At 71.9% G+C, this 26,908-nt stretch carries 25 protein-coding genes and 1 tRNA gene; 14 read left to right on the forward strand and 12 right to left on the reverse strand.

The genetic code is table 11. From position 1 onward, the window contains the following. Nucleotides 1-100 precede the first annotated feature (100 nt). The 3 genes from AB0A97_RS29300 (at nucleotide 101) to AB0A97_RS29310 (ending at nucleotide 4,059) form a co-directional block, all read left to right on the forward strand. On the forward strand, nucleotides 101-922 hold the full coding sequence (locus tag AB0A97_RS29300) for a response regulator (RefSeq protein ID WP_361155456.1): 822 nt from the start codon (nucleotides 101-103) through the stop codon (nucleotides 920-922). A 568-nt stretch (nucleotides 923-1,490) separates the two neighbouring features. Continuing rightward, nucleotides 1,491-3,302 (forward strand): cytochrome c oxidase subunit I, encoded by a 1,812-nt coding sequence (gene ctaD, locus AB0A97_RS29305; protein WP_361155457.1) that lies wholly within the window; start codon nucleotides 1,491-1,493, stop codon nucleotides 3,300-3,302. 199 nt (nucleotides 3,303-3,501) lie between these two features. After that, the gene (locus tag AB0A97_RS29310; protein ID WP_361155459.1) at nucleotides 3,502-4,059 is read left to right on the forward strand and encodes a hypothetical protein; all 558 of its coding nucleotides are present in this window, start codon (nucleotides 3,502-3,504) and stop codon (nucleotides 4,057-4,059) included. Nucleotides 4,060-4,151: 92 nt separating this feature from the next. On the opposite strand, the gene AB0A97_RS29315 is transcribed toward AB0A97_RS29310, so the two are convergent. From AB0A97_RS29315 to AB0A97_RS29325, 3 genes are all read right to left on the reverse strand, one after another. Beyond that, the gene (locus AB0A97_RS29315) at nucleotides 4,152-5,294 is read right to left on the reverse strand and encodes an SPFH domain-containing protein (RefSeq protein ID WP_361155461.1); all 1,143 of its coding nucleotides are present in this window, start codon (nucleotides 5,292-5,294) and stop codon (nucleotides 4,152-4,154) included. A gap of 14 nt (nucleotides 5,295-5,308) precedes the next feature. Next, entirely contained in the window at nucleotides 5,309-5,560 is a 252-nt protein-coding gene (locus AB0A97_RS29320; protein WP_361155462.1) for a hypothetical protein, read from the reverse strand. Between the two features lie 158 nt (nucleotides 5,561-5,718). Beyond that, entirely contained in the window at nucleotides 5,719-6,873 is a 1,155-nt protein-coding gene (locus AB0A97_RS29325; RefSeq protein WP_361155463.1) for an alpha/beta hydrolase, read from the reverse strand. 129 nt (nucleotides 6,874-7,002) lie between these two features. On the opposite strand from AB0A97_RS29325, the gene AB0A97_RS29330 reads away from it, so the two are divergent. Further along, nucleotides 7,003-7,977: a winged helix-turn-helix domain-containing protein gene (locus AB0A97_RS29330; protein WP_361155465.1), complete on the forward strand. Its 975-nt coding sequence runs from the start codon at nucleotides 7,003-7,005 to the stop codon at nucleotides 7,975-7,977. Between the two features lie 104 nt (nucleotides 7,978-8,081). Here AB0A97_RS29330 and AB0A97_RS29335 read toward each other — a convergent pair. The 3 genes from AB0A97_RS29335 to AB0A97_RS29345 form a co-directional block, all read right to left on the reverse strand. Continuing rightward, nucleotides 8,082-8,155, reverse strand: a tRNA-Pro gene (locus AB0A97_RS29335). Between the two features lie 12 nt (nucleotides 8,156-8,167). After that, a complete protein-coding gene (locus AB0A97_RS29340; RefSeq protein ID WP_361155467.1) occupies nucleotides 8,168-8,983 on the reverse strand; it encodes a Pr6Pr family membrane protein in 816 nt (271 codons plus the stop codon). A 188-nt stretch (nucleotides 8,984-9,171) separates the two neighbouring features. Beyond that, nucleotides 9,172-10,110: a metallophosphoesterase gene (locus AB0A97_RS29345; RefSeq protein WP_361155469.1), complete on the reverse strand. Its 939-nt coding sequence runs from the start codon at nucleotides 10,108-10,110 to the stop codon at nucleotides 9,172-9,174. Between the two features lie 265 nt (nucleotides 10,111-10,375). On the opposite strand from AB0A97_RS29345, the gene AB0A97_RS29350 reads away from it, so the two are divergent. Then, the gene (locus AB0A97_RS29350) at nucleotides 10,376-10,840 is read left to right on the forward strand and encodes a GatB/YqeY domain-containing protein (protein ID WP_031010044.1); all 465 of its coding nucleotides are present in this window, start codon (nucleotides 10,376-10,378) and stop codon (nucleotides 10,838-10,840) included. A 230-nt stretch (nucleotides 10,841-11,070) separates the two neighbouring features. Here the strand turns inward: AB0A97_RS29350 and AB0A97_RS29355 are convergent, their stop codons facing one another. Next, on the reverse strand, nucleotides 11,071-13,260 hold the full coding sequence (locus AB0A97_RS29355) for a transglycosylase domain-containing protein (RefSeq protein ID WP_361155471.1): 2,190 nt from the start codon (nucleotides 13,258-13,260) through the stop codon (nucleotides 11,071-11,073). Between the two features lie 549 nt (nucleotides 13,261-13,809). Here AB0A97_RS29355 and AB0A97_RS29360 point away from each other — a divergent pair. After that, on the forward strand, nucleotides 13,810-14,202 hold the full coding sequence (locus AB0A97_RS29360; protein WP_361155473.1) for a WhiB family transcriptional regulator: 393 nt from the start codon (nucleotides 13,810-13,812) through the stop codon (nucleotides 14,200-14,202). A gap of 569 nt (nucleotides 14,203-14,771) precedes the next feature. Here AB0A97_RS29360 and AB0A97_RS29365 read toward each other — a convergent pair. Both AB0A97_RS29365 and AB0A97_RS29370 read right to left on the reverse strand, forming a co-directional pair. Further along, complete coding sequence (locus AB0A97_RS29365) at nucleotides 14,772-16,253, reverse strand: ArsA family ATPase (RefSeq protein ID WP_361155475.1); 1,482 nt, start codon at nucleotides 16,251-16,253, stop codon at nucleotides 14,772-14,774. Then, the gene (locus tag AB0A97_RS29370; protein WP_361155477.1) at nucleotides 16,250-17,245 is read right to left on the reverse strand and encodes an ArsA-related P-loop ATPase; all 996 of its coding nucleotides are present in this window, start codon (nucleotides 17,243-17,245) and stop codon (nucleotides 16,250-16,252) included. Before AB0A97_RS29370 ends, AB0A97_RS29365 begins: the two co-directional genes overlap by 4 nt. Nucleotides 17,246-17,396: 151 nt before the next feature. Between AB0A97_RS29370 and AB0A97_RS29375 the strand changes: the two genes are divergently transcribed. From AB0A97_RS29375 to AB0A97_RS29390, 4 genes are all read left to right on the forward strand, one after another. Next, nucleotides 17,397-17,558, forward strand: a complete 162-nt coding sequence (locus AB0A97_RS29375) for a DUF4177 domain-containing protein (protein WP_003981536.1) — start codon at nucleotides 17,397-17,399, stop codon at nucleotides 17,556-17,558. Beyond that, nucleotides 17,555-18,019: a RidA family protein gene (locus AB0A97_RS29380; protein WP_361155479.1), complete on the forward strand. Its 465-nt coding sequence runs from the start codon at nucleotides 17,555-17,557 to the stop codon at nucleotides 18,017-18,019. Before AB0A97_RS29375 ends, AB0A97_RS29380 begins: the two co-directional genes overlap by 4 nt. A 316-nt stretch (nucleotides 18,020-18,335) precedes the next feature. Further along, nucleotides 18,336-19,352, forward strand: coding sequence for an NUDIX hydrolase (locus tag AB0A97_RS29385; protein ID WP_361155481.1), 1,017 nt, complete (start codon nucleotides 18,336-18,338; stop codon nucleotides 19,350-19,352). After that, the gene (locus AB0A97_RS29390) at nucleotides 19,349-20,179 is read left to right on the forward strand and encodes an MBL fold metallo-hydrolase (RefSeq protein WP_361155482.1); all 831 of its coding nucleotides are present in this window, start codon (nucleotides 19,349-19,351) and stop codon (nucleotides 20,177-20,179) included. The genes AB0A97_RS29385 and AB0A97_RS29390 overlap by 4 nt, the downstream gene beginning before the upstream one ends. 145 nt (nucleotides 20,180-20,324) lie before the next feature. Here the strand turns inward: AB0A97_RS29390 and AB0A97_RS29395 are convergent, their stop codons facing one another. Next, complete coding sequence (locus AB0A97_RS29395) at nucleotides 20,325-20,918, reverse strand: TetR/AcrR family transcriptional regulator (protein ID WP_361155484.1); 594 nt, start codon at nucleotides 20,916-20,918, stop codon at nucleotides 20,325-20,327. A 158-nt stretch (nucleotides 20,919-21,076) separates the two neighbouring features. On the opposite strand from AB0A97_RS29395, the gene AB0A97_RS29400 reads away from it, so the two are divergent. Beyond that, nucleotides 21,077-22,300: an agmatine deiminase family protein gene (locus AB0A97_RS29400; protein WP_361155485.1), complete on the forward strand. Its 1,224-nt coding sequence runs from the start codon at nucleotides 21,077-21,079 to the stop codon at nucleotides 22,298-22,300. Between the two features lie 124 nt (nucleotides 22,301-22,424). Here the strand turns inward: AB0A97_RS29400 and AB0A97_RS29405 are convergent, their stop codons facing one another. Continuing rightward, nucleotides 22,425-23,099 carry a Crp/Fnr family transcriptional regulator gene (locus tag AB0A97_RS29405; protein ID WP_003981529.1) on the reverse strand — a complete coding sequence of 225 codons (675 nt, stop codon included), beginning with the start codon at nucleotides 23,097-23,099 and terminating at the stop codon, nucleotides 22,425-22,427. Between the two features lie 305 nt (nucleotides 23,100-23,404). Here AB0A97_RS29405 and nth point away from each other — a divergent pair, with 305 nt between their 5' ends. The 3 genes from nth to AB0A97_RS29420 all read left to right on the forward strand — a co-directional run bounded on the left by nth (nucleotide 23,405) and on the right by AB0A97_RS29420 (nucleotide 26,587). Beyond that, nucleotides 23,405-24,469 (forward strand): endonuclease III, encoded by a 1,065-nt coding sequence (gene nth, locus AB0A97_RS29410; RefSeq protein WP_361155637.1) that lies wholly within the window; start codon nucleotides 23,405-23,407, stop codon nucleotides 24,467-24,469. A gap of 191 nt (nucleotides 24,470-24,660) precedes the next feature. Further along, complete coding sequence (locus tag AB0A97_RS29415) at nucleotides 24,661-25,374, forward strand: CoA pyrophosphatase (protein WP_361155486.1); 714 nt, start codon at nucleotides 24,661-24,663, stop codon at nucleotides 25,372-25,374. Nucleotides 25,375-25,387: 13 nt separating this feature from the next. After that, nucleotides 25,388-26,587 carry a MarP family serine protease gene (locus AB0A97_RS29420; RefSeq protein WP_361155488.1) on the forward strand — a complete coding sequence of 400 codons (1,200 nt, stop codon included), beginning with the start codon at nucleotides 25,388-25,390 and terminating at the stop codon, nucleotides 26,585-26,587. Between the two features lie 70 nt (nucleotides 26,588-26,657). On the opposite strand, the gene AB0A97_RS29425 is transcribed toward AB0A97_RS29420, so the two are convergent. Beyond that, nucleotides 26,658-26,855: a hypothetical protein gene (locus AB0A97_RS29425; RefSeq protein ID WP_361155490.1), complete on the reverse strand. Its 198-nt coding sequence runs from the start codon at nucleotides 26,853-26,855 to the stop codon at nucleotides 26,658-26,660. Nucleotides 26,856-26,908: the final 53 nt, after the last annotated feature.

Raw genomic sequence — 26,908 nt, forward strand, 5'->3', positions numbered from 1 at the left:
GCGGGCCACCGGTCCGGGCGGCCGCCGACCGGCCCGCCCCGCCGGACCGCCGCACCATGGACCGGTACCCCGCACGCCCGGCCGACAGATCGAGAGCCGCATGAACCAGCACACCGGACCCACCGGCCCTATCGGACGCACCGGCCCTATCGGACGCACCGGCCCTACCGGACGCACCGGCCTCGCCGGACCCATCGGCCCCGCCGCGCCGGGCACCCCGCCCCTGCGCGTCTTCATCCTCGACGACCACGAAGTGGTCCGCCGGGGCGTCCGCGACCTCCTCGACGCGGAGGACGGCATCGAGGTCGTGGGGGAGGCGTCCAGCGGCCCCGAGGCGCTGGCCCGGGTGCCCGCCGTGCGCCCGCAGGTGGCCGTGCTCGACGTACGGCTGGGCGAGCGGGGCGAACCGTCGGGCGGCGACCACGAGGGCATCGAGGTGTGCCGCGAACTGCGCGCCCGTATGCCCGACCTGGCCTGCCTGATGCTGACGTCCTTCGACGACGACGAAGCCCTCTTCGACGCCATCATGGCGGGCGCGGCCGGGTACGTCCTCAAGCAGATCAACGGCTCCGACCTGGTGAACGCCGTACGGACGGTGGCGGCGGGCAAGTCGATGCTGGACCCGCGTACGGCGTCCCGGGTCATGGCCCGGCTGCGCGCGCCGCAGCAGGCCGAGACGTCCCCGCAGTCCGAACTGGACCGGCTCGCACCCCGGGAGCGCGAGATCCTGGAGCTGATCGGCGAGGGCCTGACCAACCGGGAGATCGCGGACCGGCTGTTCCTCGCGGAGAAGACGGTGAAGAACCGCATCTCCACGATCCTGTCCAAGCTGGGGGTGGGGCGCCGGGTGCAGGCCGCGGTGATCGCCGGGCGGATACGGGGGCAGCAGGAGCGGCAGGGGGAGCAGCGCGGGGGGTGGTAGCGGGGCGGCAGGGGCGGCTTCCGGTGCGGGGGCGGGCTTCCGGTGCGGCGGCCGGCTTCCGGAGACGTACGCCGGGCGTCACGCACCGGTTCCCGCTCGGCGCCCTTTCCGTCGGCATCCCACCCATCGGCGCCACTGCGCGGTCGCGCCCGCGGTCGCGTCCCGGCTTCGTTCCCCGGCCCCGCCCGCTGCCTTCCTGGCACGACCTCCTCGTACATCCTCGCCGTACGTACCCCTCGGCCGTCCGCGCCTACGCCCTCCTCCTGCCTACCTCCTACCTGCTCGCCGTACGTACCCCTCGGCCGTCCGCGCCTACGCCCTCCTCCTGCCTACCTCCTACCTGCTCGCCGTACGGCCTCGTCACCCGCCCCACCACCGGGGCCTGACGGCCACTCAGCTCAGGGACCCTCGGCGCCCACCCCGGCCCGCCCGGCCCTATGGCGGCGGATGCGCCGCGACGGACCCTGATGGGGCCGGGAAGAGCCGGTCTCTCCCCCGTGCTGAGGCTCTTCCCGGCCAGAGTCGAGTCAGGCGCCAGAGGCGCGTCAGAGGTGAAGGACACAGCCCGGTGGACGGATCGGATACACGTACGCAGTCAGACCCCGGAGCGGAGGCTGGACCTGGCGCTACGGCGGGCCCCGCCACCGGGCCGGACACCCACCGGGACGACCCGGCGTCCGCGGCCCAGGCCCCCGGCCCGGCGTCCGCGGTCCCGGATTCGGCGTCCGCCGCCACCGGCCCGCCGCGCGCCGTCACCGGCCCCCGCCCGGTCCGCCGCCGGATCCCGGTGGAGTGGCTGACCACCACCGACCACAAGAAGATCGGGACGCTCTACCTCGTCACCGCCTTCGTGTTCTTCCTCGTGGGCGGCCTGATGGCCCTCCTGATGCGGGCCGAACTGGCCCGTCCCGGCACGCAGATCATGTCGAACGAGCAGTTCAACCAGGCGTTCACGATGCACGGCTCGGTGATGCTGCTGCTGTTCGCGATGCCGCTGTTCACCGGCTTCGCGAACTGGCTGATGCCGCTCCAGATCGGCGCGCCCGACGTCGCCTTCCCGCGACTGAACATGCTTGCCTACTGGTTCTTCCTGTTCGGTTCGCTGATCGCGGCGGCCGGCTTCCTGACGCCGCAGGGCGCCGCCGACTTCGGCTGGTTCGCCTATGCGCCGCTCTCGGACGCGGTGCACTCGCCCGGTGTGGGCGCCGACATGTGGATCATGGGAGTGGCGTTCTCCGGGTTCGGCTCCATCCTGGGCGCGGTCAACTTCATCACCACCATCATCTGTATGCGCGCCCCCGGCATGACGATGTTCCGGATGCCGATCTTCACGTGGAACGTGCTGCTGACCGCGCTGCTGATCCTGATGGTCTTCCCCGTACTGGCCGCCGCCCTCTTCGCCCTCGAAATGGACCGTAAATTCGGTTCGCACATCTTCGACGCGGCCAACGGCGGCGCGCTGCTGTGGCAGCACCTGTTCTGGTTCTTCGGCCACCCCGAGGTGTACGTCCTCGCCCTGCCGTTCTTCGGCATCATCTCCGAAGTCATCCCGGTCTTCTCCCGGAAACCGATGTTCGGCTACATCGGGCTGATCGCCGCCACGATTTCCATCGCGGGCCTGTCCATCACCGTGTGGGCCCACCACATGTACGTCACAGGCGGCGTGCTGCTGCCTTTCTTCGCCTTCATGACGTTCCTGATCGCCGTGCCGACCGGTGTGAAGTTCTTCAACTGGATCGGCACGATGTGGAAGGGATCACTGTCCTTCGAGGCACCGATGCTCTGGGCCACCGGCTTCCTCATCACCTTCGTCTTCGGCGGCCTGACCGGCGTCATCCTGGCCTCGCCGCCCATGGACTTCCACGTCTCCGACACCTACTTCGTCGTCGCGCACTTCCACTACACGCTCTTCGGTACGGTCGTGTACGCGATGTTCGCCGGATTCCACTTCTGGTGGCCCAAGTTCACCGGCAAGATGCTCGACGAACGGCTCGGCAAAATCACCTTCTGGACCCTCACCGTCGGATTCAACCTCACCTTCCTCGTCCAGCACTGGCTCGGCGCGGCGGGAATGCCCAGGCGGTACGCGGACTACCTCGCAGCCGACGGATTCACCACCCTCAACACCCTCTCCACGATCGGCTCCTTCCTGCTCGGCCTGTCCTTCCTGCCCTTCTTCTACAACGTCTGGAAGACCGCCAAGTACGGCAAGAAAGTCACCGTCGACGACCCCTGGGGCTACAGCCGCTCCCTGGAATGGGCCACCTCCTGCCCGCCGCCCCGCCACAACTTCACCTCGCTGCCGCGCATCCGCAGCGAATCCCCGGCCTTCGATCTGCACCACCCGGAGATCGCCGCCCTGGAATCGAGCCGCACCTGACGTCCCCGGCCCACGGCTGCGGAAGCACGCCGACGCTCCCGCAGCCGTGGGCCCCACCCACCGGCCCCCGTCCCCGGCGCCGCCATCGGGCCCCCGCCCACTGGGCCCCGCTCACCGGCTCCGCACGTCAGTCCCCACCCGCCCGGCCAGGCCCTGCCCGCCCGGCCTCCGCCCGCCCCCCCCGAGGGAGGAACCCACCATGTCCCACGCCACCCTCGCCCTCGGCGCCACCGCGCTCTTCGCCGCCGGTTGCGTCTGGTACCTCCCCGCGGCCGCGGCCCTGCGCGCCGGCGCCGACCGGCCGTACTCGCACCGCATCGCCGCCGCGTCCTGCGTCACCTTCTGGTGCACACCCGCGCTCGTCGCCGTACTCCTGCTGACCCCCGCCCCCTGGCCCGCGCTCGCCGCCGTCGCGGCCGCCGGGCTGCTCACGGCCGCGGCCCTGCTGGCCGTATCCCGTCTTCAGCGCGCCCGCGAACAGCAGGAGGAGTCACAGCGCTGGTCCACCCTGCAACAGGGCGGTACGGGCGGCCCCGCCCCCACGCCGCCCCGCAACCCGGCCCGAGCCCAACTCACCTTCCTGCTCTACCTTTTACCCGGCAACATCGTCGCCTCGGTGATCGCGGCCACCGTCCTGCTGACGGCGGACAGCCTGACCCGGCAGAGCGCCGTCACCGCGACCATGACCGCCGTCGGCATCTCCGCCGCCTCCCTGGCCATCGCCGGCACCCGCGCCCAGGCCACCCGCCGCCACTGACGCCCGTACCGCCCGACGCCGGTCCCCACCCGTACCACTCGCCACCGGTAGCCGCCCCCGTACCACCCGACGCCATTCCCCCCCCGTACCGCTTACTCGATCTCCACCCGCCCGCCCCCCTGCTCCGGCACCCGCCCGTCGGCCGTGTTCTCCTCCGGCGCGCCCAGGTTGCGGCGTACGGAATCCAGGATCGTCAGCCCCTGCCCGACCAGCCCGGCCGCGATCTCCCCCAGCCCGTCGGCGCCGTTGAGCACGTTGACGTTGGCGCCGGAGAGACCGGCCGCGGCCTCCTTGACGATCTGCGGGAGCTGGTCGATCAGCATCCGGTCCAGCGCCACCCGGTCGTACGACGCGGCGGCCTCCGCCTGGATCTTCATCCGCTCGGCCTCGGCCATGGCGAGCACCCGGATGCGCTCGGCGTCCGCCTCGGCGGGCTTGACGACCTCGGCCACAAGCTGCTGCTGGCGCAGTTGGGCGGCCCGTTCCGCCAGTTCGGTCTGCGCGTCCAGCACCTCCTGCTGAGCGTGGGCCTCCGCCAGCGGCCCGGCCTGCGCGGCCTGGGCCTGCGCACGGTCCACCTCGGCGGAGTACTCGGCCTGGACGACGGCGGTCTGCCGCGCGTACTCCGCCTGCTTGCGTGCCGCTTCCTGCTCCGCCTCCGCCGCGGCCTGCGTCGCCTGTGCCTGCGCGATCTGCGCCTGCCGCTGGATCGCCGCCTTGTGCGGGGCGGACATGGCGTCGATGTAGCCGGTGTCACCGTCGTCGATCGACTGGATCTGCAACGAGTCCACGTGCAGCCCGATCTTCGCCATCTCCGACTTCGAGGTGTCCAGCACCTCGGTGGCCAGCTTCTGCCGCTCGGTGACGATCTCCTCGACCGTCATCGAGCCGATGATGGACCGCAGGTGACCGGCGAAGATGCGGCCGGTCAGTACCGACATCTGGTCCTGGTCGGAGAGGAACCGCTGGCCCGCGTTGACGATGCTCTCGGTGTCGTTGCCGACCTTGAAGGCGATCACGGCCCGTACCGTCAGCGCGATGCCCTGCCGGGTCACACAGGTCTCGACGACCTCCGACTCGCACATGGCCAGGGTCAGGAAGCGGGTCTTGCGGAAGACGGGCAGAACGAACTTGCCGTGGCCGGTCACCACACGGAACGGCGCACCCCCGAGGCCCCGCCTGCCACCCGAGATCAGCATCGCCTCGTCGGGGGCGGGAACGCGGTAACCGAACATCTCTCGTCGTCTCCTCAACCGGCGTCGCCGGCGTCACCGGCCAACGCGTCCAATGGATCGGCCCATCTGATCACGTCGACCTGGCGACCGCCCCGGGACGCGACCACGAGCACGGTCGTCCCGCGCGGCAGGGGATCGTCGGACCAGGCGAGAAACGTTTCCGTCCCGCCCCTGACCCGCACCAGGACCTCGCCGGGCCCGGTGGCGCCACGGGTCCCGAGAACCAGCTCCCCAGCACAACCGATCACCGCCTCATCCGGCACCATCGGCGGCCGCCCCCTCATCACTCTGGCCTGCGCTCCGACCATTCCGACCTTAGCGTCCCGCGGCGCACGGCCCCGTCCCCCGGAGCCGTGTGCCACGCACCTCTGACGTACTTACGCATGTCAGCGCTCCCGCAGGTGGGCGGACTTACGCATGTCAGTCAGCGCACCGGCAGGTGGCGGGCGAAGAACGTCCGCACCTGGCGGCATACGGCGGGCACCGACCATGCCGGATCGGCCGCCCCCACCAGCCTGGCCCGGCCCTCACCCGACATCAGCCCCGCCGCCTGCAACTGCGGAGCCATGGACGCGTAGTCCGTGAACACCCAGTGCGACGTGCCATCGAGCCGGTCCCGGCACACCCGCCCTCCCGGGTGGGCGAGCGCGGCCGCCCAGGAACGTTCCATCTCCGCCCGCCCCGTGAAGCTGTCCGTGCCCACCAGGAGCAGCGCCCGTTCCACCCCGTCCCGGGCCACCGGAAGCAGTTCCCCAGGACGGCCGGAGGCGTCGGGCGCCTGGTCGAGGAAGCCCTCCCAGTCGACCGCGGCACCGATACGGGAATCCTCGTACAGAGCCTGTGCAGCCGCGGTGCCACCCGCCGAGTGCCCGTACACACCCACCCGCCGCAGATCCAGCGCATGCGCCAGCCCCTCGGGCACCGGCCGCCCCGCCGCGTCCGGATTCCGCCCGGCCACCAGTTCCGCCAACCGGCACAGGACGAACCGCAAGTCAGCGACCCGCGCGGCAATCATGATCCGGAACAGCTCCGCATCCGCCCGGGGATCACCCCGGAACACGGTCGTACGCACCCGCTCCCGCCCGGCCCGCGCCACCGGGAACTCGACGGCAAGGGCGTCCCCCGGGTGGTCGACGGCCACCACCACCCACCCGCGGCTCGCCAAGTCCGCGGCCACCGAGGTCCCGAGAGCGCGCGGGTCGCCCCCTCCAGGGCTGTGGAGCAGTACGGGCCACCGTCGCTCGCGCTGCGCGGGCGCGTCCCCGTACGCGCCGGTCGTGGTGGCCGCCCAGTCCACACCCGTACGCGGCAGCTCCGGATGCACCTGGGGCGCGCCCTCCGAGAACACAGCAGCGACGCCCCGCGTCATATACCGAGCCCGCGACGCCCCTTGGACCGTGCCCGCCGGATAGAACACCGTGGCCATCAGCTCACGTACGGCGATCTCCGCCGCCCACGGGTCCTTCCTCGTGCGATCGACGAGGTACAGCGTGGCGGCCCCGACCGGGTACCTCCCGCCGGCATCCGGCAGCCGCAACCGAACCGCCTCCGCCACGCGCCTGTTGCTCGTGTCCGTCATCGCCTCTCCTCCCACCGGTCGATGGCGTGAATACTGGCCGGAGGCGGGGGATGCCGACGAGGGTTGCGGCCCTGCCCGAAACGATGGCGCGACAGCGCCAAGGGGAGTACGAGACCACCGGGGGACCCAGTGATCCGTATCCATTTCACCGCAGCCGACTTCGCGCGGGTCCGATTCGCGCCCCGGCCGGCGCCCTTGCAGGAGATGAACACCGCCTTCCTGAAGCTGGCGTGCGGCGACGACCCGTTGCTTTTCGGCCACTGGAGGCAACGCCTGCTCCGGTCCCTGCCACGCACCACCCTGCCCCTGCGCGACCTGGTCCCCGCAGGGCAAGCACCCAGCTTCCTCGACGTGTTCAGCGACTCCCTCACGGAGGGCCTGGACTCCGTACGCGCCACCCGACAGGACCTGATCCGCTCCGAGTTGCGACGGGTGTACGAGGGGAGCGGCAGCCCGCCACCCCCATGGCTCCGCGACCTGTACCGCGGCGACAGCGACGCCCGGAGCTTCCTACGCCGGGCTCAGCAGGCGGCCTTCGAAACGGCCCTGCGCCCCGTATGGCCCCTGGTACAGGACCTCCACCGGGACGAGTTCACCCGCCACGCCCTGACCGCCGCCGAACACGGCACAGCCACCGCCCTGACCCGTCTCGTCGGAACGTCCCGCCTGAACGGCACCACCTGGGAACTACCCGCCCCCGCCACCCGGAACATCACCCTCAACGGCCGAGGCGTCCTCCTCCTGCCCACCTTCCACTGGACCGGCCACCCCCTTCTCGGCGACCACCCCGACCAGCCGGTGACCGTCACCTACCCCGCAGGCCCCGGCCTCCCCCTCACCCCCACCGGCACGACAGATCCGACCGCCGCCCTGTCCGCCGTCCTCGGCCGAACCCGCGCCACGATCCTCACCCTCCTCACCGAACCCCACAGCACGTCCGCCTTGGCCCGCCGCCTGGGCCTCAGCAACCCCACCGCCTCCGCCCACACCGCCGCTCTGCGCGCGGCAGGGCTGCTGACCACGACCCGCGCCGGGCGGTCTGTACTGCATCGGCGGACGGAGGTGGGAGCGCTGTTGGCCCAGCGCTGTGTCATACATCACTGACAACTGCGCCCGGTGAACTCCCCCGACTTTCCCCACCGCCCCCGGAAACGAGTCAGGGCCACCGACTCTTGCGAGTCGGTGGCCCTTGACCTGCTACTTCTCAGTCGGGGTGGCGGGATTTGAACCCACGACCTCTTCGTCCCGAACGAAGCGCGCTGCCAAGCTGCGCCACACCCCGAAGCAACGAGCTCTACTTTAGCGGACCGATCCCCGAAGGTGAAATCCGGTTCTCCGGGCGACGGGGGTGGGGCCTGACCTGGTCGATCGCGATGAGGATCAGGGCGAGGGCGTAGAAGGCGGAACCGAAGATGAGGGTGTTCAGGGCGATGCCGGCGTAGCCGTGGAGGTCGACGTCGAGGAAGGGGTACGGGTAGCGGCCCTCGGTGCCCGGGGCGAGGAGGGCGCCGCGGATGAGGGCGAAGGGGAGGTAGAGGAAGGGGTAGGCCAGCCACTGTGCGGCGTAGCGCCAGCGGAAGCCGCGGGGGGCGGTGAGGAGGAGCCAGTCGAGGGCGGCGCCGATGGGGGTGACGGTGTGCAGGAGGTGGGTGGAGACGGTGCGGACGGTGTCGTGTTCCGGGGTGCCGGTCATGGAGAAGCTGCTGGAGTCGTTGGTGAGCACCAGGTGGTAGACGAGACCGGTGATGGATATGAAGAGGAGGACGCCGCCGCTGACGCGCGAGGAGATCGGGGGGCGGGCGGACCAGGCGCGGTAGGCGGACCAGGCGAAGAAGACGGCCACCGCGATGTTCGTCTGGACCGTGAAGTAGCTGAAGAGGCGGCCCAGGTCCGGGGTGATCGCGATGTCCAGGACGAGGCCGGTCAGCGCGGCCAGGGCGATCAGCAGGCGGAAGGCGGCGGCCAGCGGGCGCCGGACCGGAGGGACGACCGCGGAGGCCGGGGTGTGGGCCGAGGCGGCCGCCGCTCCCCGGGCGTACCGGGTGGAGGCGTGCGAGGTGGCCTGGGGCGGACGGGAGCTCGGGACGCGTGCGCTGGTCGGGTCGATCATCCCCCCACGCTAGACGGGAGTGGGGGGTGATGCGGAGGGTGTGTGCGAATTCGGGGGAGGAAGGGGGGAGGGGAGAGGAGGGAGGGGGCTGGTGGGTCGGGTGGAGGGGGTGGGGCTTGTGGCCTTGCTCGGCCCGTACGGGGACCGACCCGCCCGCGCCCGTACGGGGCCCAGCCCCACCCACCGTTCTAGTCCCGTGCCGTCAGGGTCAGCAGCGTCGCCTCAGGGGGGCAGGCGAAGCGGACGGGGGTGTAGCGGTTGGTGCCGCAGCCTGCGGAGACGTGGAGGAAGGAGGTGTGGCAGGCCGTGGTGTGGGTGGACAGGCCCTTGACCCGCTCGGTGTCGATGTCGCAGTTGGTGACCAGGGCCCCGTAGAAGGGGATGCAGAGCTGGCCGCCGTGGGTGTGGCCGGCCAGGATCAGCGGGTAGCCGTCGGCGGTGAAGGCGTCGAGGGTGCGCAGGTAGGGCGCGTGGACGACAGCCATGGAGAGGTCGGCGTCCGGCTCCGGGCCGCCGGCGACCTGGGCGTAGCGGTCCCGCTTGATGTGCGGGTCGTCCAGGCCGGTCAGGGCGATCTCGAAGCCGCCGGCCGAGCCGTCGAGCTTCAGGCGGCCGCGGGTGTTGGTGAGGTTGACCCAGCCGGCCGTGTCGAAGGCGTCACGCAGCTCTTCCCAGGGGTTGTGGATGGCGCCGACGACGGGCGGGTTGCCGTTCAGACCGTGCCGCTTCTGAACTTTTTCGACCAGGTAGCGGGCAGGGTTGCGCGGCTTTGGCCCGTAGTAGTCGTTGGAGCCGAAGACGTACGCACCCGGGAACTCCATGAGCGGGCCGAGCGCGTCCAGCACCTCCGGGACACCTTCGGGGTCGGAGAGGTTGTCGCCGGTGTTGATGACGAAGTCGGGGCGCAGCCCGGCCAGCGACTGGAGCCAGCGCTGTTTCTTGCGCTGGCCGCTGACCATGTGGATGTCGGAGACCTGGAGGACGCGCAACGGCCGCATCCCGGGCGGCAGTACGGGCACGGTGACCCGGCGCAGTCTGAAGGAGCGGACTTCGAATCCGGCGGCGTAGGCCAGGCCCGCGGCACCGGCCGCGGCGAGGGACAGGGGGACTCCGTAACGGGCGCGCATGATTCCCATCGTGGCAGAGCGCGCGGGGGAATCGCCCATCGGTACGTCCTGCCCCGTTCTCCGGTGCGTCACACCCGTACGCAGGTGTGGGGCAACCGGTATGCAGATACGTGACAGCCGGACGCCGGCAGGCGGCGCCACACCTGTCCTCCGGTACGTCGCGCCCGCCCCTCAGTACGTCGGACCCGCCCATCAGCACGTCACGCCCGTACACCGGAACGTAATGGTGGGGCGCAGGGCTCCGCGTACGGGCATACTCGACGTCATGACCACGCTCAAGTCGAAGCTGCAGGACGACCTCACCACGGCCATCAAGGCCCGTGACGAGCTGCGCTCTTCCACCCTCCGTCTCACCCTGACCGCCGTCCAGAAGGAGGAGGTCGCGGGCACCGAGGCGCGCGAGCTCTCGGACGCCGAGGTCGAGAAGATCGTCGCGCGGGAGGCGAAGAAGCGCCGGGAGGCCGCCGAGGCGTTCGACAAGGGCGGCCGCGCCGAGTCGGCGGAGCGGGAACGCGCCGAGGGTGAGGTGCTCGCCGAGTACCTGCCGAAGCCGCTCTCGGACGAGGAACTGGAGAACATCGTCGCCGAAGCCGTGGCGGAGGCGAAGGGCGGCGGCGCCGAGGGGCCGCGGGCCATGGGCGCCGTCATGAAGATCGTGAACCCGAAGATCGCGGGCCGGGCCGAGGGCGGCCGGGTGGCCGCGGTGGTCAAGAAGCTGCTCGCGGGCTGAGGCGAAGGCGAAGGCGGGCGAGGCAGGCGGACCAGGGGCCCACGCGGTCCAGGCGAGCTACGCGGTCCAGACGGACCAGGCAGTTCGGACGGTGTGAGCCCAGGCCGCAAGATCACTGCTTCGCCGGCCCGGCCGTTGTACGGAAGGGGCGCCCCCACCACCCGGTGGGAGCGCCCCTTCGTACGTCCTGCCCGATCGCCGCCTCGGTCACCTCAGCGGCCTGGGCCGCCTCAGCGGTCCGAGCCCCCGAACAGGTCGGGGAACCCGGGGAGGTGCCAGCCACCCCCCGGCTTGCCGTCACCGTGGCCACCCCCGCCGCCGGGCCGGTCGTGGCGGCCGCCGCCACCGCCGCCCTTGCCGTCGCTCTTGTCGGAGTCGCCGAGCGGGACGGTGGGCAGGGACGGCGCGGGCTTGCCGGACAGCGCGCCCGACATCGCCTCGCGCCAGATCGGGCCCGGGGTGTCCGCGCCGTACACCTTGTCGTGGAAGGTGCCGCCGATGGTGATGTCGAACATCCGCCGCTTGTGAGCCGGGTCACCCACCCACACCGCGCCGGCCATGTTCGGGGTGTAGCCGGTGAACCAGGCCGCGTACCGGCTGTCGGTGGTGCCGGTCTTGCCCGCGCTGTCCCGGCCCTGGAGGCCGGCCTGCCTGCCGGTGCCGTCCTCGACGACGCCCTTGAGCAGCGCGTTGATGGTCTTGGCGGTCTGCTGGGACATCGCACGGTGGCAGCTGGTCTTCGGTACGGTCAGCGCCTTGCCGGTCGCGTCGATGATCGACTCGATGGCCACCGGGGAGCAGTGGACGCCCTCGTTGGCGAAGGTCGCGTAGGCGTTGGCCATGGTCAGCGGGGAGACCTCGGGGGAGCCCAGCGCGATGGCGGGGCTCTGCTCCACCGGCTTGCCGTTGGAGCGCTTGATGCCCATCTTGTCGGCCATCTTGGTCACCGGGCAGATCCCGATGTCGCTGATCAGTTGCACGAAGTAGGTGTTGACCGACTTCGCGGTCGCCTCCTTCATGCTGTACGGGCCGACCTCGGAGGTGTTCTCGTTCGAGACCGGGTCGTTGCCCGTCCACTGCCCGGTGCAGGTGGAGACCGGGCTCGGGTACTGCATCTTGTACGGCGAGGAGTACGACTGGTCCGGGCCCTTGCCGGCCTCCAGGGCCGCCGCCGCGATCACCGGCTTGAACGTCGAACCGGGCTGGTAGCCCGCGCCGCCGCCCATCTTCTGGTCGACGGACAGATTCATCTGGGTCTGGTTCTGACCGAAGCCGTACGGGCGTGACTGACCCATGCCCAGGATCTTTCCGGTGCCGGGCTGGACGATCGTCGCCGCGGTGGCGACCGGGTCGTTGGCGTAGACCTGGCCGGTGACGGCCGACTGGATCGACCGCTGGGTCTGCGGGTCGAGCGTCGTACGGATCGTCAGGCCGCCCTGGTTCCAGCGCTTGCTGCGCTCCTTGCGGGTCTTGCCGAACGCCTGGTCGTTCAGCAGCACCTCGCGTACGTAGTCGCAGAAGAACCCGGCGCCCGAACCGGCCGTGATGCAGCCGTTCTTGGGGCGGCTGACGTCCAGCTTGATCGGCTTCTTGGCCGCGGCGTCGGCCTCGGCCTGGGTGACGGCCTTCGTGTCGGCCATCCGCTGCAGCACGGTGTTACGGCGGCGCTGCGCCTCCTTGGGGTCGTTGACCGGGTCGTACCGGCTCGGCGACTGCACGATGCCCGCCAGCAGCGCGGACTCGTCCAGGGTCAGGTCCTTGGCGTGCTTGCTGAAATACCGCTGGGACGCGGCCTCGACGCCGTACGCCTGCTGCCCGAAGAAGGTGATGTTCAGGTAGTTCTGCAGGATCTTCTGCTTGCCCAGCTCCTCCTCGACCTGGATCGCGTACTTCAGTTCCTTGACCTTGCGGCCGATGGTCTGCTGGGTGGCCTGGGCGACCTTGTCCGGGTCGTCACCGGCCTCCTCGATGAAGACGTTCTTCACGTACTGCTGCGTCAGCGTGGAGGCGCCCTCGGAGACGCCGCCGGACCGCGCGTTCTTGTTGACCGCGCGCAGGATGCCCTTCAGGTCGATGGCGCCGTGCTGGTAGAAACGCGCGTCCTCGATGGCGACGATCGCCTTCTGGACGTACGGCGACATGTCCTTGAGGTCGACCACGGTGCGGTCGCGCGAGTAGACCTTGGCGATCTCGCCGCCGTTCGCGTCGAGGATGGTGGTCCGCTGGCTCAGCGGTGGAGTCTTCAGGTTGGCGGGGATCTCGTCGAAACCTTCGACCGATCCCTTCGCCGCGAGGCCCAGCGCGCCGGCTGCGGGGAGGGCCAGGCCCGCCAGCACCGCTCCGGCCAGGACGCTGACACCCAGGAATTTAGCGGCCTGCTGGGTCTTGGTCAGACCCCCGCCGTCGCGCTTCTTACCCATGAGGGCAGCCTAAGCCCTCGTGTGCGGGGGCCCGAGGGAGCGGGGCTGGGTCGGTACATCCGCGTATCGGGACCGGTGGCCCCGCTGTCCGGCCCGGCGCACGAGCCGGACACGGCGGCAGGGGTGGGACCGCAGTGGCGCAGGTGACGACCAGCCGGTGCGACTTCACGAGGTGGCTACGTTCTCAATCGCCGGACAGGGGCGCATCTGTTCGTTTAACCTGATCCCGGCCGGCGCCCGCAGAGGGATCACGCCGGTCCGTCAACCCCGCCTCCGCGGGTGCGAGGCGCCCCGTACGTCCGCATGTGTCGGCGTACATCCGTTGTGCCAGTGGCGAACTGTCCCGTGGCGCCGGGAACGTGGCGTATGCCACCGGCTCACTCCGTTGGGTGATCTGCCGCGTACGCATAGTCCGTTCGGGCCATCCAAGATTGGGCCCGAAGGGGGTGTTGCGCCCTGCTCGCCTTCCGTAACGTCCTCAACTGGCAACGGTGAATATGCCGCTTGCCGCCGTGGGGGAGCCTCGATTCGGGAGAGGACGGCGCCAGCATGAGCTGGGTAACCGACTGGAGTACACAGGCAGCCTGCCGCACCACCGATCCGGACGAGCTGTTCGTTCAGGGCGCGGCCCAGAACCGGGCCAAGGCGGTCTGCACCGGATGCCCGGTGCGGACGGAGTGCCTGGCCGACGCCCTGGACAACCGCGTGGAGTTCGGAGTCTGGGGCGGCATGACCGAGCGCGAGCGGAGGGCGCTGCTGCGCCGCCGCCCGACCGTCACCTCGTGGCGCCGGCTGCTGGAGACGGCGCGTACGGAATACGAGCGCAGCACCGGCATCCTGCCCGTGGACTGTGAGGACGACGAGACGTACGAGAACACCTACGACAACGCGTACGGCGACCGCTACGACGGTACGTACGACGACTACGCCGCGGTCGGCTAGACGACGTCAGTAGCCGTCTGCCGTCTGTCGTAAGCCGTCTGCTGTGGGCCGACGGTCGACGGGCGTATTCGGCGTGGGCCGGAACGGGCGGCGTACGGGCGTGAACGCTGTGCGGTCGTGACCAGCGCACGGTCCTGTTCGGCGCGCGGTCCTGACCGGCGGTGGACGTTCCCGGTGCACGGGCATGGCCGGCGCGCGGACGCGGCCGGTGTGCGGTACCGGTGTCGGCACGGCGGTGCGGGCATGTCCGTACGGGACGACTCGGCGACTCGGTACCGGGAAAGGCGCGAGCGCGCGTGCAAGCGGTCGGCCGGGCGGTGTTACAGACGCGGGGATCGTTGCTCAGGCTGTCTGCGTTCGCTGTAGTCCGCTGTTTCCGCCGCTCCTGGGTGAAGTCCTTGGTCCCTCTCCCCTGGGACCTCTTGGGGCCCGTACAGGGCCGCGTCAGGGCTGGAGCAGGGCGGCGACAGGGCCGTGCTGCGGCTGGGTCTTACCCGGACGGCCCCTGGCCAGCCCTCTGGTCAGTTCTCCGGCCACTTCTTCGACCGGCCCTCGGGGCAGCCCTCTGGTCAGTCCTCGGTCTGCCGGGTGTCGTCGTCCGTCCGTTCCTGGGTGGCGAGGCGGTCGCCGATCGCGCGCAGGCCCGCCAAGTCGTGCACGTCCCCGGGCAGCGCGGCGATCTCCGCGACCGGGACCTCGGGATGCAGCGCGGTGAAGCGGTCGCGCGTCCGCCGCTCGCGGGCGAGTACCTGCATCCGCTCGGCGTGCAACCGCAGCAGCCCGGCAGCGAGCCGTGCTGCCGACGGGGTGTCGTCCGTTGTCCGTGGGTCCGCCGCGGCGGGGGAGTGGCCGTCGGCGGTACGAGAGTCAGCCTTCCCGTCCGCTAGATCCACAATGCCGTCACCGTCAAGATTTTCCGACCGGTTGCCGGACCGTTCCTCGGCGGCGGCCCGGTCGCGGTCCGCGAGGGCCTCGGCGGCGGCCAGCGCCCGCTCCGCGCCGAGCCGGGCGGCGCCGCTGCCGTGCACCCGGTTCAGGACCAGCCCGGCCAGCGGCATCTGCTCGGCGGCCAGCCGCTCGACGAAGTACGCGGCCTCGCGCAGCGCGTCCCGCTCCGGCGCCGCCACGACGAGGAACGCGGTGCCGGGCGCCTGGAGCAGCCGGTACGTCGCGTCCGCGCGGGTACGGAAGCCGCCGAACATGGTGTCCATGGCGGCCGCGAACGTCTGCACGTCACGCAGCAGTTGACCGCCCATGATCTTGCTGAGGGTGCCGGTCATCATCGACATGCCGACATTGAGGAACTTCATGCCGGCCCGCCCGCCGGCCTTCGCGGGCGCCATCAGCACCCGGATGAACTTGCCGTCCAGGAAGGACCCGAGCCGCTTGGGCGCGTCCAGGAAGTCGAGCGCGGACCGGCTGGGCGGGGTGTCGACGATGATCAGGTCCCACGCGTCACGGGAGCGCAACTGGCCCAGCTTCTCCATGGCCATGTACTCCTGCGTGCCCGCGAAACCGGCCGACAGGGACTGGTAGAAGGGGTTCTCCAGGATGGCGCGGGCCCGCTCGGCGTCCGCGTGCGCCTCGACGATCTCGTCGAAGGTGCGCTTCATGTCCAGCATCATGGCGTGCAGCTCGCCGCCCGCGCTCTCGTCGATGCCCTTGACGCGGCGGGGGACGTTGTCCAGTTCCGAGATGCCCATCGACTGCGCCAGCCGGCGGGCCGGGTCGATGGTCAGCACGACGGCCTTGCGGCCGCGCTCGGCGGCGCGTACGCCGAGGGCCGCTGCGGTGGTGGTCTTGCCGACACCGCCGGAGCCGCAGCACACGACGATACGGGTGCGCGGATCGTCGAGCAGCGGGTCGACCTCCAGGAGGGCGGCGGGGGAGTGCAGCACGCCGTGTCCTGAGGCGGACGGTGCGGTGTGCCGGGACGGCGCGGCACCGGCGTCCGGGGCGCTGACAGCCGCGGTGCCGGCGTCCGGGGCGCCGGCATCCGGAGTGCCGGCGCCCGCCGTGCTGTCGTCCGGGAGGCTTGCATCCGCGGTCATATGGGCCCCTGTTTCCGCAGGTCTCGCGCGAGCCGGTACAGCCCGGCGAGGTCCACTCCCTCGGGGAGCAGCTCCAACTCGTAGGTCGGCAGGTCGAGACCGGCCAGCTCGGCGTGCCCGGCCCGCTCCAGATCGACGCGCTGCGCGTGTTCGCGGGCTTCTTCCAGGAGGGGGTCGATGAGCCCGTCGGCCCACTTCACGCCGGCCGCGCCGCGGCGGCCGCCGCGCAGGCCCGCCTCGGCCAGCGCCTCGGCGATGCTCCTGCGCGCCCCGTTGGCGGCGATGTCGACCTCGCCGGTGTCCAGCACCTCGGGCCGGGTCATGTTGATCACGACGCCGCCCACCGGCAGCCCGGCGGCGCGCAGCTCCGCGACGCCGTCCACGGTCTCCTGGACGGGCATCTCCTCCAGCAGGGTCACCAGGTGGACCGCCGTCTCGGGAGACTTCAGCACCCGCATCACGGCCTGTGCCTGGTTATGGATCGGCCCTATCTTGGCCAGGCCCGCGACCTCGTCGTTGACGTTCAGGAAGCGGGTGATGCGGCCGGTGGGCGGGGCGTCCATCACGACGGCGTCGTAGACGAACCGTCCGCGCTTGTCCTTGCGGCGCACCGCCTCGCACGCCTTGCCGGTCAGCAGGACGTCCCGCAGGCCGGGTGCGATGGTCGTGGCGAAGTCGATCGCGCCGAGCTTCTTCAGGGCGCGGCCCGCGCCGCCGAGTTTGTAGAACATCTGGAGGTAGTCCAGGAGCGCCCGTTCGGCGTCGATGGCGAGGGCGTACACACCTCCTCCGTCGGGCCCGGGGGCCACCGCGATCTTGCGCTCCTCGTACGGGAGCGCCTCGGTCTCGAACACCTGGGCAATGCCCTGCCGGCCCTCGACCTCGACCAGGAGGGTACGGCGTCCCTCGGTGGCCAGGGCGAGGGCGAGGGCAGCGGCGACCGTGGTCTTGCCGGTACCGCCCTTGCCGCTGACGACATGGAGCCTGCTCACGCCAAGGAGCCTAACCAGTCCGGCGGCGGGCTACGCACGGGACCGGCGTCGGGTTGTGCGCCGGGGGCGCGGAAGGGGCGCGTACCGGCCGCGCACCCGGGCCGCGCCGCCGCGTCCGCGCGCCGCCGGGACAGGCATTACGCTCGGCCCCATGACCAAGTGGGAATACGTGACCGTGCCGCTGCTCGTGCACGCGACCAAGCAGATTCTGGACACCTGGGGCGAGGACGGCTGGGAGCTGGTCCAGGTCGTGCCGGGGCCGAACAACCCCGAGCAGCTGGTGGCCTACCTGAAGCGGGAGAAGCAGGCATGAGCGCGGTGGAGGACAGGCTCGCCGAGCTGGGCCTGAAGCTGCCGCAGGTCGTGCCACCGCTGGCGGCGTACCAGCCCGCGGTGCGCTCGGGCGCGTACGTCCACACCTCGGGACAGCTGCCGATGGTGGACGGCGCGCTGCCGGCCACCGGCAAGGTGGGCGCCGAGGTCAGCCCCGAGCAGGCCAAGGAACTGGCCGCGACCTGCGCGCTGAACGCGCTGGCCGCCGTGAAGGCCGTCGTCGGCGACCTCGACAAGATCGTGCGGGTCGTCAAGGTCGTCGGCTTCGTCGCCTCGGCCCCCGACTTCACCGGTCAGCCGGGCGTCATCAACGGCGCCAGCGAGCTGCTGGGCGAGGTGCTGGGCGACAAGGGCGTGCACGCCCGTTCCGCGGTCGGCGTGGCCGTGCTGCCGATCGACGCGCCGGTCGAGGTCGAGATGCAGGTCGAGGTCGCGGACTGACGTCGGGCGATCGCGTACGACTGCGGAAGACCGCGGGTGACCGCATGAGGGCACGTACGAGCGCGTACGGCTGAGGACGATGAAGTACGGCGGAGTGTGCCGGACCACGGCCGGATGACGGCGTACGACCGGACGTGACCGAGTACGACGGGGCGGGACCGGGGAACCGGACCCGCCCCGTTTCCGTACCCGCGGCTCCGCACCCGGCCCTCACGCCCGGACCCGCACCCATCCCGCACCCGGCCCTGGCGCCCGCGCGCAGCGGCCGGAGAGGCGCCCCCTCGAACATCCGCGCGCCAGCGCATAGCATCCGGCCATGTCGTCGACCCCCAATGGCCAGTGGTATCCGCCGGAATGGCCGGCCCGCATCCGGGCCCTCGCGCACGGCGAGCTGACTCCGGCGGCGCCCCGCCGGGCCGCGACCGTGCTGCTGCTCCGGGACACCGACGCGGGTGGTCCCGCCGTCCACATGCTGCGCAGACGTACCTCCATGGCCTTCGCCGGAGGCGCGTACGCCTACCCGGGCGGGTCCGTCGACCCGCGCGACGAGCGGCCGGTGGCCTGGGCCGGGCCCTCACTCGCCGAGTGGGCCCGGCGGCTCGGCTTCGGGGCGGACGAGGAGGCCGCGGCGCAGGCCGTGGTCTGCGCGGCCGTCCGGGAGACCTTCGAGGAGGCGGGTGTGCTGCTCGCCGGCACCTCCGCCGGGACCGTGGTCGCCGACACCACCGGCGACGACTGGGACGCGGACCGCGCGGCACTGGTCGCCCACGAACTGTCCTTCGCGGACTTCCTGGACCGCCGCGGCCTGGTCCTGCGCAGTGACCTCCTGGGGGCGTGGGCCCGCTGGATCACCCCGGAGTTCGAACCCCGCCGCTACGACACCTGGTTCTTCGTGGCGGTGCTGCCCGAGGGCCAGCGCACCCGGAACGTCTCCACGGAGGCCGACCGTACGGTGTGGATCCGCCCCGCCGAGGCCGCCGCGGGCTACGACCGCGGCGAGCTGCTGATGATGCCGCCGACGATCTCGACGCTGCGTGGCCTGGAGGCGTACGGGACGGCCGCCGAGGCCCTCGCCGCGGCCGGCGGCCAGGACCTGACACCGGTCCTCGCGCGGGCGGAGCTGAAGGACGGTGAGGTGGTCCTGAGCTGGCCGGGGCACGAGGAGTTCACCAAGCACCTCACCCCGGTCGCGCCGCCCGCGACCGGGAGCCCGGCCACCGCCGCGCCACCCGCGACCGGGGGGCCGGGCACCGTCGCGCCGCCCGCGACCGGGGGTCCGGGCACCGCGCCGCCCACGAGCCCGCCCACGACCACGGGAGAGTCCACCGCATGACGTACGCAGCCGCCCTGCCCGGCCGGCCCCGCGGAGGGGACATCGCCGGACCCGCCACCGACCGCGCCCGGTGCGTGCTCGCCCCGAACCCGTCCCCGATGACCCTGGACGGCACCAACACCTGGATCGTCGCCGAGCCGGACGCCGACGTGGCGGTCGTCATCGACCCGGGGCCACTGGACGAGACCCACCTCAAGGCAGTCGTGGACGCCGCCGAGCGGGCCGGGAAGCGGGTCGCCCTCACGCTGCTGACGCACGGTCACCCGGACCACGCCGAGGGCGCGGAGCGCTTCGCCGAGCTGACCGGCTCCCCGGTACGGGCCCTGGACCCGGCACTGCGGCTGGGCGACGAGGGGCTGGCGGCCGGAGACGTGATCACCACCGGTGGCCTGGAACTACGGGTCGTACCGACCCCCGGGCACACCGCCGACTCGCTCTCCTTCCACCTGCCGGCCGACGCCGCCGTACTGACCGGCGACACGATCCTGGGCCGCGGGACCACCGTCGTCGCGCACCCGGACGGCCGCCTGGGCGACTACCTGGACTCGCTGCGGCGGCTGCGGTCCCTGACCGTCGACGACGGCGTCACGACCGTCCTGCCCGGTCACGGGCCCGTACTGAGCGACGCCCAGGGCGCGATCGAGTTCTACCTCGCGCACCGCGCCAACCGGCTGGCCCAGGTCGAGACGGCGGTCGAGGCGGGGTACCGCACGCCCTCGGAGGTCGTCGCGAGCGTGTACGCGGACGTGGACCGCATGCTGTGGCCCGCGGCCGAGCTGTCCGTACGGGCGCAGTTGGACTATCTCGGGGAGCACGGGCTGATCTAGGGCGGATTCAGTAGCCGCGCCGAGGGCGAATTCAGGGGCTGAGCCGAGGGGGCTGACTCGGGGGCAGATCCAAGGACTGGTCCAGGGCCGATCCGGGGCTGGTCCAGGGTTGGCCCAGGACTGGTCCAGGCGCGGTGCCCTGCCCTCAGTCCTCTTCCGCCGCCGGGCCCAGCTCGCGTTCGATGCCGCCGCGCAGCAGCTCGCGGGCGCGCTCCAGGGGGACCGAGCCGCTGAGCCAGCGCGTGCTGAGCCCTTCCACCAGCGCGGTCAGCCGCTCGGCGGCGTCGGCCACCGGAACGTTCCGGTCGGCCGTACCGGCGGCCTGTGCCTCCCGTACGAGGTCGGCCACGTCGTCCGTCCACTGCCGGGTCGCCTCGCGCAACTGCTCCCGCAGCCCGGTGTCGAAGATGGCGCTGGACTGGAACTCGCCCCAGGCGGTGCTGTTCTCCACCAGCTCCGGGGCGTCCTGGAGCTCGCGCAGCAGCATCTCCCTCAACTGCGCGCGCGGGCCCGCCGTGCGGACGGTCTCCGGGTCCGGCGCCGTGCAGCGTTCGGCGCGTTCGCCGATGAAGTCCAGGGTGCGGCGGAGCAGTTCGGCCCGGTCGCCGAAGTGGTAGTAGATCAGTCCGGTGGAGACGCCGGCCGCGGCCGCGATCTCCTCCACCCGCAGGCCGCGTACGCCGCTCCGCGCGATGGTGCGGGTCGCGGCTTCCAGGATCTGCAGTCGGCGCTCGGACACAGTCGACCACCGTACTCGGTGCCCGGTCGGCGGTAACCGGTCGCCATCGGTTCTCGGCGGTGCTACGTTCGGGACAAGTCCTGACTGAAATTTCAGTCAGGTTCCAGGGAAGGCTCGTCCGGCGTCGGCGGGCGGCCCGGAGAGGAGAACAGCCGGTCATGAACCGACCTCGACGTCTTCTGACGCGCCGCGGGCTGCTCGGGCTCGGCGGTCTGGGAGCGCTCGCCGGTACGGGCTTCGCGTACGCCGCCCGGGCGCCCCGGTCCTCCGGGGCCTCCGCTTCCCCCGGGGTCGCCGTGCCGGCCGCCGCGACCGTCCCGGCCCGGATGCCCGCCGAGTGGCGGCCCCATGCCGCCACGTACCTCGCCTGGCCGCCGGCCGACTCCCTCTGGAAGGACCAGGCTCCCGCCGTGCAGCGGGACATCGCGCGGCTGGCGCACACCCTCGCCGAGTACGAGCCGGTGGCGCTGCTGGCCGGTCCGGAGGAGGAAGGGCGGGCCCGCCGGGCGTGCGGTGCGGCGGTCGAGATCGTGCCGGTGCCGGTCGACGACCTGTGGATACGTGACACCGGCCCGGTCTTCGTCACCCGGCCGGGTACGTCGCCGGGGCCCGGCCGGGCGGGCGTGGACCTCCACTTCAACGGCTGGGGCGGCAAGCAGCGTCACCCGCGCGACGCCCAGGTGGCCCGCGGGCTGCTGGGCCGCGAGGGGATCACCCGTGTCGAGGCCGGGATCGTCGCCGAGGGTGGTTCCGTGGAGGTCGACGGCGAAGGAACCCTGCTGGCCACCGAGAGTTCGCTGGTCAACGCCAACCGCAACCCGGGCAGGACACGGACCGACGTCGAACGGGAGCTGAAGCGGGCGCTGGGCGTGACCCGGGTGATCTGGGTCGCGGGCGTGCGCGGCGCGGACATCACCGACTGCCATGTCGACACCGTCGCGCGCTTCGTGGAGCCGGGCGTCGTCGCCCTGAACCGGCCCTGGCACGGGGACGGCCCGGACGTCTGGGCGCGGGTGTACGAGCAGGCCCGCGGCGTTCTCGCACAGGCCCGCGACGCCCGGGGCAGACGACTGGAGATCGTCGAGATCGCGGAGCCCGATCCGTACGCGATCGGTGAGCGGGGGGAGGAGTTCCTGTCCTCGTACCTGAACTACTACGTGGCGAACGGCGTGGTGGTCCTGCCGCGCTTCGGCGACCGGCGGGCCGACGACCGGGCCGCCGGGGTGCTGCGTGACCTGCACCCGGGCCGCGACATCCGGCAGATCGCGATCGACGCGGTCGGCGAGGGCGGGGGCGGCATCCACTGCGCCACGCAGCAACTGCCGGAGGTGCCGGGCGGACCGGGAGGGGGCAGGGGGGAGAGGGCCGGTCGGGCCCGGTGAGGGGGCCGTCCGGGGACGGTGACCCGGGCCGTCCGGGTCCGGTCGCGCGGGCGGTTTCACGCGAAAGGGTCCATGCTCCCCCGGGGGAGCATGGACCCTTTCGGTGCCTTGACGGCGGCGGGCGTCAGCGCGAGCGCTTCGCCAGGCGCTCCACGTCCAGCAGGATCACCGCGCGCGCCTCCAGGCGCAGCCAGCCGCGGCCCGCGAAGTCCGCGAGGGCCTTGTTGACCGTCTCGCGCGAGGCGCCGACGAGCTGGGCCAGCTCCTCCTGCGTGAGGTCGTGCACGACGTGGATGCCCTCCTCGGACTGCACACCGAAGCGGCGCGACAGGTCCAGGAGCGCCCGGGCGACCCGGCCCGGTACGTCGGAGAAGACCAGGTCGGACATCTGGTCGTTGGTCTTGCGCAGGCGGCGCGCGACGGCGCGCAGCAGCGCCGTGGCGACCTCCGGGCGGGCGTTGAGCCAGGGCTGCAGGTCGCCGTGGCCCAGACCCAGCAGCTTGACCTCGGTCAGTGCGGTGGCGGTGGCGGTACGCGGGCCCGGGTCGAACAGGGAGAGCTCGCCGATCAGCTCACCGGGGCCGAGCACCGCGAGCATGTTCTCCCGTCCGTCCGGGGAGGTGCGGTGCAGCTTCACCTTGCCCTCGGTGACCACGTACAGGCGGTCGCCCGGGTCCCCTTCGTGGAACAGGGCGTCGCCGCGGGCGAGCGTGACCTCTCCCATCGAGGCGCGCAGCTCGGCCGCCTGCTCATCGTCGAGCGCCGCGAAGAGCGGTGCGCGCCGCAGAACGTCGTCCACGAGATCTCTCCTTGTCGACATGCTCAAAGGGACCTTGGTCCCCATCATGCCGGAATGCAAAACAGTGCGATCAATCACAAGGATGCCGGACCCGTGGCGCAAGCCATACGGCAGGGGGCCGATTGGACCCACGGGCACTGGTGATCGGGCCGTATGTCAGTGGGTGGCCTTAGTCTGGCCGAGTGTCCAATACGCCGGTGAGAGCACAGGACAAGGGGGCTGAGCGAGTGAGCGCGGGCCGTGATTCCGCTGTGGGCGAACAGGCGCCCGCCGAAGCCGCGAAAGCGGTGAAATCCGGAGAAAAGGTGCGCAAGGCGACGACGCGGAAGAAGTCCGCCGCCACGGCAGCGACCGGGACCTCTGCCGCGAAGAAGACCACGGCCAAGAAGACCACGGCCAAGAAGACCGCCGAGGCGACCGCCGTGAAGAAGACCACGGCCAAGAAGACCGCCGCGGCGAAGAGCACCGGCGAGACGGCCCCTGCCAAGACGGCCCCTGCCGAGACGGCCCCTGCGAAGAAGACGGCACCCGCGAAGAAGACGGCCGCGGCCAAGAAGGCGCCCTCCAAGGCCCCCGCCAAGGCCGCCCCCGCCCCCGCCCTCAAGGACGAGTCCCGCACCGCCATGGTGCGCCGGGCCCGCCGGATGAACCGTGAGCTGGCCGAGGTGTATCCGTACGCCCACCCCGAGCTGGATTTCCGTAACTCCTTCGAGCTGCTCTGCGCCACGGTCCTGTCCGCGCAGACCACCGACCTGCGGGTCAACCAGACCACCCCGGCCCTCTTCGCCGCCTACCCCACGCCGGAGGACATGGCCGCCGCCGATCCGGAGCGGCTGGAGGAGCTGATCAGGCCGACCGGCTTCTTCCGCGCCAAGGCGAAGTCCCTGCTGGGCCTCTCGACGGCGCTACGGGACCGTTTCGACGGCGAGGTGCCCGGCCGCCTGGAGGACCTGGTGACGCTTCCGGGCGTCGGCCGCAAGACCGCGAACGTCGTGTTGGGCAACGCGTTCGGCGTGCCGGGCATCACGGTCGACACCCACTTCGGCCGGCTGGTCCGGCGCTTCCGCTGGACCGGACAGCAGGACCCGGAGAAGGTCGAGGCGGAGATCGCCGAGATCTTCCCCAAGAGCGAATGGACGATGCTCTCGCACCGCGTCGTCTTCCACGGCCGCCGCGTCTGCCACTCCCGCAAGCCCGCCTGCGGCGCCTGCCCCATCGCGCACGACTGCCCCTCGTACGGCGAGGGCGAGCTGGACCCGGAGAAGGCGAAGAAGCTGCTCAAGTACGAGATGGGCGGTCAGCCGGGCCAGCGGCTGCGGCCCCCGGCCGACTACCCGGGACAGCCCGCGCCGCCGCTGGCGGGCCGTTGAGCGCCGCCCGTGCCCGGCGCCCGCGGCCCCGGCCCGCCGGTGCCCGTTCCGACGGTGCCGCCCCGCGCGGGACGAAAGCGTCACATTCCGGAGGGGAACCGGACCGGCCGCCGCGGGACTCACCCCCAAGAGGACCGGCCACGGCCGCATGACCATCGATCCCACCGATCCAAGGGCCTGAGGGGGCGCGGATGACGAGCGCACGGGAGCAGTACGGCAAGACAGCGGCGTACGGGGCGGACGGGGCGGCCGTCAGCTCCGACGGCCTGCCGGAGTGGCTGGCGCCGGTCTCGCGCGCCGCCGCCACGATCGAGCCCCACCAGCTCAGCAGATTCCTGCCGCCCGAGAGCGGCGGCCGGCAGTCCGCCGTCCTGGTCCTCTTCGGGCACGGCGACCGCGGCCCGGAGCTGCTGCTCATGGAGCGCGCGGGCACCCTGCGCTCGCACGCCGGCCAGCCCTCGTTCCCCGGCGGCGCCCTCGACCCGGAGGACGGCGATCCGGAGGGCGACGGTCCGGTGCGCGCCGCGCTGCGCGAGGCGTGGGAGGAGACCGGGCTGGACCCGTCGGGCGTGCAGGTCTTCGGCGTGCTGCCGCGGCTGTACATCCCCGTGAGCGGCTTCGTCGTCACGCCCGTCCTGGGCTGGTGGCGGGAGCCGAGCCCGGTCGGGCCGGTGGACGCGGCGGAGACCGCCCGGGTCTTCACGGTTCCCGTGGCGGATCTCACGGACCCCGCGCACCGGGTGACGGCCCGCCACCCCAGTGGCCACGTGGGCCCCGCCTTCCTCGTCGAGGATGCCCTGGTCTGGGGTTTCACGGCCGGGGTGATTGACCGGATCCTGCACTACGCGGGGTGGGAACGGCCGTGGGACCGCACGAAGCAGGTCCCGCTCGACCGGCGCGCGTGAGACGGTGGCGGGCGTGAACGTGCTGGACATCGTGTTGCTGCTCGCGGCCGTGTGGTTCGCCGTCGTCGGCTACCGCCAAGGCTTCGTCGTCGGCATCCTGTCCGTGATCGGCTTCCTCGGGGGCGGCCTGGTCGCGGTCTACCTGCTCCCCGTGATCTGGAACGAGATCACCGACGACGCCACACCGGGCACCTTCGCGGTGATCGCGGCGGTCGCCGTCGTGGTCGTGTGCGCGTCCGTGGGACAGGCGCTGACCACCCATCTGGGCAACAAACTGCGGCGCTACATCACCTGGTCACCGGCGCGCGCCCTGGACGCCACCGGCGGCGCGCTGGTCAACGTCCTGGCGATGCTGCTGGTCGCCTGGCTGATCGGCTCCGCGCTGGCGCGCACCTCCCTGCCGACGCTGGGCAAGGAGGTCCGCAACTCCAAGGTGCTGCTCGGCGTCTCCCAGGTGATGCCGGAACAGGCCAACACCTGGTTCCAGGACTTCTCCTCGGTGCTCGCGCAGAACGGCTTCCCGCAGGTCTTCACGCCGTTCTCGAACGAGCCGATCCACTCGGTGCCCGCGCCCGACCCGAAGCTGGCCAGCAGCCCGGTCGCGGCCCAGGCGCGCAAGAGCATCGTCAAGGTCGTCGGTACGGCCCCGAGCTGCGGCAAGGTCCTCGAAGGCAGCGGCTTCGTCTTCGCGCCGCACCGCGTCATGACCAACGCGCACGTGGTGGGCGGCGTCAAGGAACCGACCGTCCAGATAGGCGGCGAGGGCCGTACGTATGACGCGAGGGTCGTCCTGTACGACTGGGAGCGCGACATCGCGGTGCTCGACGTGCCGTCGCTGCCCGCGCCCGCGCTGCGCTTCGCGGCGGACGACGCGAGCACCGGCAAGGGCGCCATCGTCGCCGGCTTCCCGGAGAACGGCGGCTACGACGTCCGCGCGGCCCGTATCCGCAGCCGCATCCAGGCCAACGGCCCGGACATCTACCACCGCGGCACGGTCGGCCGTGATGTGTACTCCCTGTACGCCACGGTCCGGCAGGGCAACTCCGGCGGCCCGCTGCTCACGCCGAGCGGCGAGGTGTACGGAGTGGTCTTCGCCAAGTCCCTGGACGACGCCCACACCGGCTACGCGCTGACCGCCGACGAGATCCGCGAGGACATCACCAAGGGGCGTACGGCCCAGCGGGCGGTCGACAGTCAGGGATGCGCGATGTGACGGGACGCCGAGCCGGATCGGGCCGGGCGGGAGGCGGAGGCCGCCCCCTGGCCCGGGGCTCCGGCGGGGGTCAGGTCCGTGGATGCTTGAGCCGCGCGGTCATCCAGCGCGCCCGGCGGCGCAGGATGCGCGGAATGCCCAGCGGATGGGCGAGCTCGGGAGACTCACCGGACACAAGGTCCGAGGATCCCCTCTCCTGAGTGCCCATCGCAGCGGCGTTGCTGCGGCGGTTGCGTGCCACGTCACGGTAGTCGTGCGTCCAGCCCATACCCACGACTCTGCCCGGGCCCCGGGCTCCGTAACCGCCCGGCGGCCCGTCAA

The organism is Streptomyces sp. NPDC045470 (assembly GCF_040646595.1).
Classification (GTDB): Bacteria; Actinomycetota; Actinomycetes; order Streptomycetales; family Streptomycetaceae; genus Streptomyces.

Excerpts from the sequence above, each read along its gene's own strand:
- AB0A97_RS29315 (WP_361155461.1), bottom strand. The coding sequence starts at position 5,294 with ATGTTCGGTTACCGCGTTCCCGCCCCCGACGAGGCGATGCTGATCTCG.
- AB0A97_RS29345 (WP_361155469.1), bottom strand. The coding sequence starts at position 10,110 with ATGCGCGCCCGTTACGGAGTCCCCCTGTCCCTCGCCGCGGCCGGTGCC.
- AB0A97_RS29415 (WP_361155486.1), top strand. The coding sequence starts at position 24,661 with ATGACGAGCGCACGGGAGCAGTACGGCAAGACAGCGGCGTACGGGGCG.
- AB0A97_RS29310 (WP_361155459.1), top strand. The coding sequence starts at position 3,502 with ATGTCCCACGCCACCCTCGCCCTCGGCGCCACCGCGCTCTTCGCCGCC.
- AB0A97_RS29320 (WP_361155462.1), bottom strand. The coding sequence starts at position 5,560 with ATGGTGCCGGATGAGGCGGTGATCGGTTGTGCTGGGGAGCTGGTTCTC.
- AB0A97_RS29365 (WP_361155475.1), bottom strand. The coding sequence starts at position 16,253 with ATGACCGCGGATGCAAGCCTCCCGGACGACAGCACGGCGGGCGCCGGC.
- AB0A97_RS29400 (WP_361155485.1), top strand. The coding sequence starts at position 21,077 with ATGAACCGACCTCGACGTCTTCTGACGCGCCGCGGGCTGCTCGGGCTC.
- AB0A97_RS29425 (WP_361155490.1), bottom strand. The coding sequence starts at position 26,855 with ATGGGCTGGACGCACGACTACCGTGACGTGGCACGCAACCGCCGCAGC.
- AB0A97_RS29390 (WP_361155482.1), top strand. The coding sequence starts at position 19,349 with ATGACGTACGCAGCCGCCCTGCCCGGCCGGCCCCGCGGAGGGGACATC.
- AB0A97_RS29385 (WP_361155481.1), top strand. The coding sequence starts at position 18,336 with ATGTCGTCGACCCCCAATGGCCAGTGGTATCCGCCGGAATGGCCGGCC.
- AB0A97_RS29360 (WP_361155473.1), top strand. The coding sequence starts at position 13,810 with ATGAGCTGGGTAACCGACTGGAGTACACAGGCAGCCTGCCGCACCACC.
- AB0A97_RS29375 (WP_003981536.1), top strand. The coding sequence starts at position 17,397 with ATGACCAAGTGGGAATACGTGACCGTGCCGCTGCTCGTGCACGCGACC.
- AB0A97_RS29325 (WP_361155463.1), bottom strand. The coding sequence starts at position 6,873 with ATGACGGACACGAGCAACAGGCGCGTGGCGGAGGCGGTTCGGTTGCGG.
- AB0A97_RS29340 (WP_361155467.1), bottom strand. The coding sequence starts at position 8,983 with ATGATCGACCCGACCAGCGCACGCGTCCCGAGCTCCCGTCCGCCCCAG.
- AB0A97_RS29355 (WP_361155471.1), bottom strand. The coding sequence starts at position 13,260 with ATGGGTAAGAAGCGCGACGGCGGGGGTCTGACCAAGACCCAGCAGGCC.
- AB0A97_RS29300 (WP_361155456.1), top strand. The coding sequence starts at position 101 with ATGAACCAGCACACCGGACCCACCGGCCCTATCGGACGCACCGGCCCT.
- AB0A97_RS29380 (WP_361155479.1), top strand. The coding sequence starts at position 17,555 with ATGAGCGCGGTGGAGGACAGGCTCGCCGAGCTGGGCCTGAAGCTGCCG.
- AB0A97_RS29350 (WP_031010044.1), top strand. The coding sequence starts at position 10,376 with ATGACCACGCTCAAGTCGAAGCTGCAGGACGACCTCACCACGGCCATC.